The organism is Candidatus Magnetobacterium casense (assembly GCF_000714715.1).
GTDB classification, from domain to species: Bacteria; Nitrospirota; Thermodesulfovibrionia; order Thermodesulfovibrionales; family Magnetobacteriaceae; genus Magnetobacterium; species Magnetobacterium casense.
Window position 1 is genome coordinate 38,549 of sequence record NZ_JMFO01000023.1, and the last position, 9,781, is coordinate 48,329.

The following is a 9,781-nucleotide window of genomic DNA, read 5'->3' on the forward strand; positions in this document are numbered from 1 at the left end:
AGGGGCCAGGAGCGTCCTGGAGCGAAAAAGAAGCGGAGCCACCCCTTTCTTTTCTCTTACGGTCAGAGGATTCTGAGGGGAAGCTGTTGTGCTCCCCCTTCTGTTTGAATAGCGACGTTACTAGATAAAGACCTTGTGTTTTTCCAGTACCTTTTTGAATTCCGGGCTCTTTCTCAGGTTTTTCAGTTCGCTGTCTCCGCGCAGGAGATCATACTCCTGGAATCCATTCGCCAATGCCTTATCCAGGCTGTCAAGCGCCAGATCAATCTTGTTCTCCAACGAGTACAGACAGGCAAGGTTATAATACACACTGAAGCTATCCGGTAAGAGTTTGGCTGCTTTTTTGAGGTCCTCCTCGGCCTTGTTGCGTTTATTTATCACCATATAGGCGGTTCCTCTGTGTTCGTATGCCTTGCCTATTAGTTTTTCGTCACCTGAATCGATTTCTATTGACTTTGTATATTCGTTGATTGCGTTATCCATGCTTTCGCCAAAGGCAGTCTTGTTGTTTCCACTATTCTTTGCAAGTGCGATCCAACGGAAGCCTTCCTGAATATGCCTGGATGCCTCTTGTTTTTTCGCCTCATCTACTGCCACGGTACTACCAGACTGTACGGTACCACCCGGCTGTGTCGAAGACGATGGCGATTGGGATGATGAAGAGGTGGGTGGTGGGGTGGGCGTACTGCTGCACTTATCCTTCTTTACCTCGTCGATGAGCTTTTGTTTGTCGTCCTCTGGTATCTTCAGGGATGTTGCGATCTTGTCTGCCTCGGCACAGCTTATGACTTCGGTACCACAACAATCGACAGACTCACAGCACTTCTTCAATGCCGCCTTATACTTTTTCTTCGGCCCTTCCATGATCTTCATTGATACAACGGCTAACAAGATTAGTAACAATATCCCGCCAACTGACGCAATTATTATCAACTTCATCTTTGAATCAGCCGGTCTGCTTCTTTGACAGTTTTGGCATAGATTACTGCTACCCGGATTTTGCGTACCGCAATTACTACACGTCCAATTACTGCTCATTTTTTATCTCCTGTTCAATCTTTAAGACCTCATCGTCGGTTAATCCCAACCGCTTCTGCGTTTCTTTCAGAAATGTCCTGTCATCCGGTATGAATATCCAGGAGCAAGACTTAAACGCTTCCCTGTACTGGTTGTATAGTTCCTCTTTACCGGCTCCATTATCGGGGGGTGGAGCGGGCTGTAACAATGCTTCTGTTACCAATCTTTCGGCTGTCTCAGGTTTAAGTCTGTGGCGAAGGATTCCTTTACCGATGAGCATATCCTTGTCCCTGATATCTTTTTCGCCTACCAAGACGGCAAGTTCCTTCTTAAATAACTCCTCGTTGGGGTCGGGAGGAGCTTCCTCTTCTTCTTCCGCAGGAGGAGGGACAGGAGGATGAAGGTCTGTCTCCTCAGGCGGCTCTATGCCAAACTTATGCCTGTACTCCTCGATGATATCCAACTGTCTCTTAAACTCCGGATTGGCCTCCCTGTCATCGAGTGAGTCCTTGAGATTATCGAGGTATCTTTCAAGACGCATCCACAGGGCATCTTTATCCTTTTTGGTTGTAAGAGGGGCCGCTATCTTGTCAACAAGCCTTACAATGACCTCAAAGGGGGTCTCCTGAGCCGTGCGGTTGTCTATGTCCTTGCTCACCTGTATCCCGGTTAAGTGGGCTTCCAGGTCAGGCCAGGTTTTGGTCAGTTTTGTATATATCTTTTGCTTGCTTCGCTCATCATAGTATATCAGATATATGTGTTTGTAACCGGAATTCGGGTCATCCCTCTGCACCAGGAAGTCAAAAATCTTTCCCAGCAGGACGTAGGACTCTGCCCGGCGTTTGATTTCCTTAATCCTGTCATCAGGGAAGATGTCCGGAAAGTCGATACTGATATCGGTACTGCGCGGCTTGACGGACAGGTAGCTCTGCCTGTAGGCATCCAGCACGGTTATCTTGTGCAGGGGGAAGGCCAGATACTCAGATGCAAATATGAGCCTGTAGACGTCTGAGAGTCTGCTCATATGAGAGAGATTGCCACCCTGGGCGTAGGGCTTTATGTTGCAGATTTTATCAATGAGTGTCTGCAGGTTAGGATCGCTGTCGGGGTTGGACGTCCCCAGCCATTCGTGTTTTACCCCTTCAGCCTTACCCGGGTCGGAGATTAAGATCATTGGCTGTGACATATGAATGTAGGATTTCAGGACGTTGGTCAGCTCTTTGGGTGAACTCATCAGCAGTATTTTGGCTATGGAATGTCGTCTTATTTCCGAGCACTTTTCCTTACACCTCTTCAGAAGCGCCATGACAAAGTCTTCCTGTTTCAGCTCGACAACATTTAAAATCCTGGCGACGCCACTGCTATCTTTTTTAGAGAAGTGACGGGTAATGTCATTCATCATGCTTACGGCGTAGACGGTTGGGTCCGGGACGATGGAGCGTATCACCTCATACAGGTTTGTCCGGTTTAGCATCAGGTCGCTAAAGGACTTGTGGGTGAGCACCACGTCTTCGATGTCCTGTTTTTTCTGTGCGAACCTGGTTGACAGGCTTGTGATACTGTCCTTGTATCTTGCAACGTCCTTTTTTAATATCTCAACTTCGTCCATCACGGAGCGCGTAATGCTGCCATCTTCGAGACGCAGCCCCTTAGCGGTGCCCAGCATATCAATGATCACCCTGTATGACTCGGCATACAGAGCTGCCTCTGTGTAACCCTTGATGCAATCATAGACCCTGTTTATCCAATCCAGGACGGCAAACTTGTTCTTCCCCAAGGTCTCTCGCAGGACGCTGATGGAGGTCGAGTACTTATCCTGCATGGCCGTCATCTCATCCTGGAACGACTTGTGCATCTTGTTCGCTGATTCAAGTTGTTCACCTATATAGCTGAATAGGTTCTTTAAAAAGGCATCTGCCATTATATGCCCATTGTACTGGTTCTCTACGGCTTTTAGGGTTTCATCCCTTAGTTGATTGACGAGGCTGTGTAGTTGAAGTATCCCTGTCCTCTGTATTGCTCCAGTCAACGTTCCCCAGTCATTTGGGTCTGCGCTAAACTTAAGCATTCTCTTACACTCGTCGAAGTGCGTATTGATGTCGGCTATCTTTTTGTCGTCTCTCTGTGCTATTGTCTCATGTTTCTTTGTTTCTATAGCGAAGTTGACATCTATTGCTATACTTTTATTCCCAGAGTTTAATAGCACTTTCCACAGATTTACTTTATCCAGTTGTTTTTGCTTTAGGATGTTGCTTTCAACGAGAGTTTCTGCATCCTTAAATAGCCATTTTTCAAGAGTCGCAGCGGCCATTTCATAGGCCATCATCTCCTCGACCTTGAAGACAGGGAAGGACAGTGAGGATAGTCCAAAGGACAGAAACGTATTTGGTTTGTCAGATTTCTCAAAAAAGGCTGAATTAGATTTCTTATCAATCCTCAACCCCCTCTTAGTATCAGAGATGTCGCTACCGAATTCCAGAAAGAGATTAAAGGCAACTACTTCCTCTAATTCACCCCTTTTAAGAAAATAGCCTCTGGCATCCTGTGTTGCGAGATAGCAGTCATCAACAGGGCGTTCCTTTTTATTTATTATCTTCTCTGCACCGGGGTCAGGGTAATCGGCGTTGAAGGCGGTATCAGGCATGGAGAAGTATTGAAGCTCCTTTAGTGCGCTGTAACAGTTGGCCTTTTTTACGGAATTATCCCCGCCGATAATAAACATGCCTGTAAGTTTAGCTATTTCAGAGACATAGCGCGTATTGTAGCACAACTCAAGAAATGAACCGCTTCCAGTTCCACCCATAAAAGAGCATACAATGTATATATTCAAAATGTGATCACAGGGTTGTTTCAATGTCTTAGAAGTAATATGCTTGTTGCCATTTTCCGTTACTTTACTAACGACACCTTCTAAACTACTTCTATACTCTCTGACACTGTACATAAAGGCCAGTTTACCGAAAGGTCGTATGCCGCCTGCGCCCTCAGGAATGGAGCTTGCGTCTATATTTAGACTTGGGTCCAGCCAGGTTGCGGCTTTTCTCTTTATTAATGCGGCGTCGGCCCTGGTGATTCCTCCGGAGAGTTCTATTCGTTCGGCGGCGCTGAAGGTCAGGTTGTATCCGAGGTACTCGGTGACGGCGTTGGAGCCGGCGTCGGGTACGAGGTTGTTGTGTGTATCCACGTGGAGGAATCCGATGCTGGGCAGCAGGTCTAAGGAGCCGAACTCCTCAACGATCATCCGTCTTACGTTGAGCAGGACGCTCTTGCCGGCCCCCCCGATGCCTACGATAACCGATGGCGAAAACGACATGCTACACCCCCTTTGGTCGTGTTACGATGAGATAGACCATGTCAAAGATGAGCGCCAGCACCAGTATGACCAGCGCAATGATGGTGCTGTAAAACCCCAGCAGGTCCAGTGACGCTATGACCCAGAACAGCATGAGCGAGGCGCTTAGGAAGATGGCCCCGTATTTGGCATGTTCTATATGTGGGTTTATCAGGTAATAGATGATCCTTGTAAACCCGAAATATAGCAACCCAAAGAACACACAAACAATTACGGCAATAAGGTACTCGTTTGTGGTCAGTATCAATGGCGGGGAGACCTCAACAATGGTCTCCCACAGAAATGTTCTGAACATAGATTGTCCTCCTTTATTTCGCTAACTTTATGTTCCAGTCTTTATTGTCAAATACGGCCCGTGGAGTCTGTGATGCTCCCTTGTCCTGCAAAACACTTATGGAGACTTTTGGTTTTGCATATTCAAAAGCACTGGCGACACTGCCTTTGTTTTGTTCCAGGCCGGCGATTAAGTAGTGAGTAAAGTAGCCGTTGTTAATTGAGGGGTCCTCCCATGATTTTTCGTTATCCCCGCTGGCACTTATCAAAACCCTGCCCCAACCGTTGCTGTTGGGTGATAAGTTGATTGAACCTTCCAATACAATGTCTTTTGAGCCTAACATCCTTGTTGCTTGTTCCTTGCTTATGCCAAAGGTTTCGTCTTCAACACCCAGGGATTTTGCACCCTCGGGGACAAATCCCTTTATGTTCTTGTAAGCGCCGCTGCTGTAGCAGGTATCAAGGATGGCAACAACCCTTTTGGCTCTTGTGCCTTGGATAAAGTCACTGAGTTTTTCCCCGGTTATGGATGTGTACCAGATTTCTTTTGGTACAGGCACTGAATCATGGGTTACGATAAATACGCCGCCAAACTTATCAGGCGGGGTGCCATGACTGCTCATGTACAAGACAACAAGATCGTCCTCTTGCGCCTTATTTCTTAAATCATCCAGGGCTTTTGTTATGTTATGCCTCGTTGCCTTTTCACCCAACAGAACGGTTACATTCTGCCTGGAGAAACCTCCCTTTGACGGGGCCGTGAGATATTTGTAAAAGTCCCCTGCGTCCTTTTCTGCATATTGCAGTGGGGTTATCTTGCTGTTTTGGAACTTGCCTATTCCTACCACCAAGGCATATTTATTTCTTACAGGTCCTGGCGGGGCGTCACTGTATTTAGCAGATGGACTCTTGACGGCAGCCCGTGCAAATATCGAAGAGAGCTTCTTACTCCACCCCGGTACGGTAACGTTTTCAGGGTCCACAGGGGAGACCCACTTTACCCCTACCGTTTGTTGAGCTAAGGAGAAGGCCAAATCAACCTCTTCTTCATCTTGATACGACCCCTTAAGCTGTACCCGGCCTATCTTGTCTAACTCAACGTATCCGTTACTGATGTTGTTCTGCTTAAACAGTTTATTAATCTCACCTACGTAACGTGCTGTTATTGGTTCAGGGGAATTTGAATTATTTGTACCTGGCGAAGAAGCAGGACTTTCTGACTTAGCCACAACCGCAGATGTTTCTCCTAACATTGCTGCAAATTGCAGTGGAACGCATTGCAGTAGCAGAGATGACATCACACTCACGAATACAAGCAGTCTTGATTTTTTCATTATAGTACCTCTCCTGTCGTTATGAGGGAGGGCAAAGCCCTCCTTCTTTTTTGTATCACATGCACCTGAAATCACCATTGGAATCGCTGATGTAGCAATACCAGCCTATTTCTTGACAATGATATCAACCTCGCTCTTGTCAGATTTGTTGTTGTACGACACCTCAAAAACGATCTTATACCGCCCCTCCGGCATTCCTTCAGGCATACCACACATACCACTAGCTATCCTTGTACCGGGGTCGATGGTCTTTTTGTCCGTAGTGTTGCCGAGTTCGTTAGTCTTACCGTCCTTGTCGTAAAATATTACCGTCCTGGACTCTGTAACGGTTAGTTCTTTTGTTGTTTCCGAGTCCATGACATAATATTTCGCCGAAAAATTAAACGGCTTACCGGGTGCCACGGTAGAAGGCTCAACCTTTATGTTGTCAATCTTTACCAATGCCCCCTTTTTAGGCTCATAGCCAGTATTGCGCGCCGTTTCCTTGTAATTTGCCGTTTGCTTACTTGTTACGTTAAAGTAATACTCTATACACTTGCCCCATGCAAGGGCAAAGGCTATGGTACCGCCTGCTATGGCACCTTGAACAGCGCCTCTTCCGCCTCCAGTTAGCCCCCCTAATACGCCGCCTAAAACAGCACCGCCAACCGTGTTTAAGATTATGCACTCATCTTTTGCCGCATTGCGTTCTGCGTCTGTCATGTTTTCACGCGGTTTGGATAACATGGTAGTACATGATGTAAGTAAAAACGCTGTTATTACAAACAGCGTTACCAGGTCATGATTCTTACCAGTTCTCATTTATTGCATCTCCTTTCGTTTAACCTCTGTGTTTAAGTCTTACCTGTACTAAAAATGATTTCCCTGCCTCTATGAGCGCAGAGGGAACAACGCCGTAGTTATTGCCATTGTCGCTTTCTAGTACGATATCCTTGCTGCCGGTACTCTCTATGCTGCAATTTTCCCTTGAGTACACGGCATAGTTGGTGCCAATGGTATCCTCTACGACGATATCCCTAGAACCACTAGCGGACGCCATCAGTTCATTTGGCTTGCAAGTAGGTCCTGCCTCAACAGGGATGCGATCGGATGCTCCCGATAACTCAAAAAATATTGCCTCCGTGCCGGGCGGATCGACAATGCGCATGGCCGTTGTCTGGGGTATCTCAATTGGGGTAAAAGGAGTCACAGGGCCTTTAAACAAATAGTTGACGTTACCCGTTGGCCCCACATTGTACACAGCCAGATTACCTGGCCTGTTTGACTGTGCGATTATCTTAATCCTGTCGCCCGTTCTGAAGACACGCTTGCCTGACACCGGTCGCGGAAAACCATCAGCCCCTATGAGCATCACCGTATACTTGATCCCAACGTGCGGACCATATGCAACGTTCACTACATTTCCCGTACCACGTCTATTGACCCTCGTGGTTTCCGTAACTGTTGTTTTTTTTCTTTCCGTCGATACACTTATCTTAGAACCCTCATTTTCAAACAGCCCCTTAGCTCCGGTGGGTTCGGCGCTATAGACTGTTATGCCCCCCACAAGGGCAAGCATTGCTATGGTAAGCACACAAATCACCCCATGTAATCTGTTACTCATGTTTTACCTCCTTAATTAGACTGAATCTCTTAACTCAACAAAAACTTCTGCTTGTTACCGTGTCCTATGTCTTCTCTCAAAATAGCGTCATTCTCTTACAATGTCCTCCTTGTCTTTTATTTTCTCCATCAGAACAAACGGGTCACGGATGCTGCAAGCGGATGACACCGGCCACAATATCCCCAGAAACCCTCATAGTATAGTATTTTATCAGTTGAAATAACGGGATATCAAGAGAAATGTTGTTCACGGAAATAGCGGTCTGTTGAGTAAGATTTTACGCAAAAACATAGATAAATCAAGGAAGTTTTTTTCCAGAGGGGGTGTAATTCTGTGAATAAAACTTCACGTTCCAATTACTGCATATGTCAGGCTTTGTGGTGTTGGAAACAAAAAGCTGTCCGTAAACTAACTGATGGGAACATCGGCGAAGCGCTCCATGCCCCTTTTATGCACCCGCTTTTTGTATACACGGGCAAAAAAATATGCAATAGTGTATAATACGTTATATCAGTACGGTATGCTAAAAAAATAATCAGGAGTCAGAAAGTTTGAGATTATGGTAAATACGATAGAGTGGATTGAGCGAGTGCCATCGCCGCTGGTACGTATACTTGACCAGACGATACTGCCGCAGCGGATAGAATATGTCGATTGCGACCACTACACGCAGGTCGTGCAATGTATCAAGCAACTGAGTATCAGGGGTGCCCCCGCCATAGGGATAGCGGCTGCAATGGGGATAGCCTTAGCCGGTTGTGCTATTGATGCACGTGACGGAGAGGAGTTTGCAGCGAAACTGAGCCCCGTCTTGGATGACTTCATAGGCAGCCGTCCAACGGCAGTAAACATACGCTGGGCAGTGGAGCGAGTCTTGAGTGTGCTATCCGACCAGAAAGGGGTATCCGTCCAGGCCCTGAAGGATTCGCTGGTAAACGAGGCCAGGGGCATGTTGACCGAAGACATAGAGATAAACAAGGCAATAGGCCGTTGGGGGGCACAGTTCATAAAGGACGGTGCCCGCGTACTCACCCACTGTAACGCCGGCAGCCTTGCCACGGGTGGCTACGGAACCGCTACGGCACCCATACGCGTGGCCATAGAGCAGGGCAAGCGCCTCAGCGTCATAGCCGATGAGACACGTCCTGTCCTCCAGGGGGCAAGGCTTACCTCGTGGGAACTGCTCCAGGACGGCATTGACGTCACCCTCATCACCGACAACATGGCCGGTGCCCTGATGAAGCGCGGGGAAATCGACCTCTGCATAGTCGGCACAGACAGGACGGTCAGAAACGGCGACGTCGCCAACAAGATCGGCACCTACTCCGTGGCTGTGCTGGCCAGGGAACACAACATACCGTTTTATGTGGCCGCCCCCATTAGCAGCATCGACTTTACAATGTCACACGGCGACCTGATTCCCATAGAGGAGCGCGATGGTAGCGAAGTTACAAACGTCTTTGGGACATGCCGGATCGCCCCCGATGGCGTCAAGGTCAGAAACATAGCCTTTGACGTTACCCCTGCACGGTTGGTAACACTCATATTTACCGAAAAAGGCGCCTTCAGGCCACAGGACATACACCTCCTGGATGATCCAACGTGTGATATCGAAAAACTAAGGGTGTCTGCATAGCTGTACAGAAATGAAGAACGGGGCGGCTAAACCTCCTCATAGACCTCCCCTCCAAAGGGAGCTGGCCCCCCGTGTCTGTCTTTGTGTTCTACTCAGGAGTTTACTTTAGGTCTAATTCTTCTTTAAGGATTTGTCCACAAATAACTTGTACAAATGGTGTCTAAATATGTTATGATCAAAAAGTGCAAAGCGATACCGAACTTATGATACAAAGAAAATTTGAAGTACTCAAAGATGTTTTAGACGAACAAGGCAGACGAATGTGGGCTGCAGTGGAAGCCGAGGCATTGGGACGAGGAGGAGTTACTTCAGTTTCCAGATCTACTGGTCTTTCGCGGACAACGATATATGAAGGAATTAGACGTATTGCTGAATCAAAGGAAAAACCTTCAAAAGGGAAAAAGAAGATACGTTTACCTGGAGGTGGACGCAAGCCGGTTGTTGAAACAGACCCATCCGTGCTTGTAGATATTGAGGGGTTGGTAGATCCGGTTACCCGAGGAGACCCTGAGTCTCCATTACGGTGGACCTGTAAGAGTGTTCGTAATCTTGCTGTTGCTCTTCAA

At 47.3% G+C, this 9,781-nt stretch carries 8 protein-coding genes; 2 read left to right on the plus strand and 6 right to left on the minus strand.

Annotated elements, in window-relative coordinates; translation table 11 throughout:
* Nucleotides 1-120: 120 nt before the first annotated feature.
* The 6 genes from Mcas_RS11785 to Mcas_RS11810 form a co-directional block, all read right to left on the minus strand.
* Nucleotides 121-1,038: a TPR end-of-group domain-containing protein gene (locus tag Mcas_RS11785; RefSeq protein ID WP_156033340.1), complete on the minus strand. Its 918-nt coding sequence runs from the start codon at nt 1,036-1,038 to the stop codon at nt 121-123.
* Nucleotides 1,028-4,330, minus strand: coding sequence for a tubulin-like doman-containing protein (locus tag Mcas_RS11790; protein ID WP_040335741.1), 3,303 nt, complete (start codon nt 4,328-4,330; stop codon nt 1,028-1,030). Before Mcas_RS11790 ends, Mcas_RS11785 begins: the two co-directional genes overlap by 11 nt.
* A gap of 1 nt (nt 4,331) precedes the next feature.
* On the minus strand, nt 4,332-4,664 hold the full coding sequence (locus Mcas_RS11795) for a hypothetical protein (protein WP_040335742.1): 333 nt from the start codon (nt 4,662-4,664) through the stop codon (nt 4,332-4,334).
* 13 nt (nt 4,665-4,677) lie between these two features.
* The gene (locus Mcas_RS11800; protein WP_162176318.1) at nt 4,678-5,871 is read right to left on the minus strand and encodes a caspase family protein; all 1,194 of its coding nucleotides are present in this window, start codon (nt 5,869-5,871) and stop codon (nt 4,678-4,680) included.
* A 210-nt stretch (nt 5,872-6,081) separates the two neighbouring features.
* Complete coding sequence (locus Mcas_RS11805) at nt 6,082-6,777, minus strand: hypothetical protein (RefSeq protein WP_040335744.1); 696 nt, start codon at nt 6,775-6,777, stop codon at nt 6,082-6,084.
* 19 nt (nt 6,778-6,796) lie between these two features.
* Entirely contained in the window at nt 6,797-7,579 is a 783-nt protein-coding gene (locus Mcas_RS11810) for a DUF4384 domain-containing protein (protein WP_040335745.1), read from the minus strand.
* Nucleotides 7,580-8,138: 559 nt separating this feature from the next.
* Between Mcas_RS11810 and mtnA the strand changes: the two genes are divergently transcribed.
* Both mtnA and Mcas_RS18250 read left to right on the plus strand, forming a co-directional pair.
* Nucleotides 8,139-9,215, plus strand: a complete 1,077-nt coding sequence (gene mtnA, locus Mcas_RS11815; protein ID WP_052567312.1) for an S-methyl-5-thioribose-1-phosphate isomerase — start codon at nt 8,139-8,141, stop codon at nt 9,213-9,215.
* Nucleotides 9,216-9,418: 203 nt separating this feature from the next.
* Nucleotides 9,419-9,781 (plus strand): ISAzo13-like element transposase-related protein (locus Mcas_RS18250; RefSeq protein ID WP_040334399.1); only part of this gene is annotated, 363 nt, incomplete at its 3' end.

Bases quoted from the DNA above. Each gene is read 5' to 3' on its own strand.
- Mcas_RS11785 (WP_156033340.1), bottom strand. From the start codon at position 1,038: ATGAGCAGTAATTGGACGTGTAGTAATTGCGGTACGCAAAATCCGGGT.
- Mcas_RS11790 (WP_040335741.1), bottom strand. From the start codon at position 4,330: ATGTCGTTTTCGCCATCGGTTATCGTAGGCATCGGGGGGGCCGGCAAG.
- Mcas_RS11795 (WP_040335742.1), bottom strand. From the start codon at position 4,664: ATGTTCAGAACATTTCTGTGGGAGACCATTGTTGAGGTCTCCCCGCCA.
- Mcas_RS11805 (WP_040335744.1), bottom strand. From the start codon at position 6,777: ATGAGAACTGGTAAGAATCATGACCTGGTAACGCTGTTTGTAATAACA.
- Mcas_RS11810 (WP_040335745.1), bottom strand. From the start codon at position 7,579: ATGAGTAACAGATTACATGGGGTGATTTGTGTGCTTACCATAGCAATG.
- mtnA (WP_052567312.1), top strand. From the start codon at position 8,139: ATGGTAAATACGATAGAGTGGATTGAGCGAGTGCCATCGCCGCTGGTA.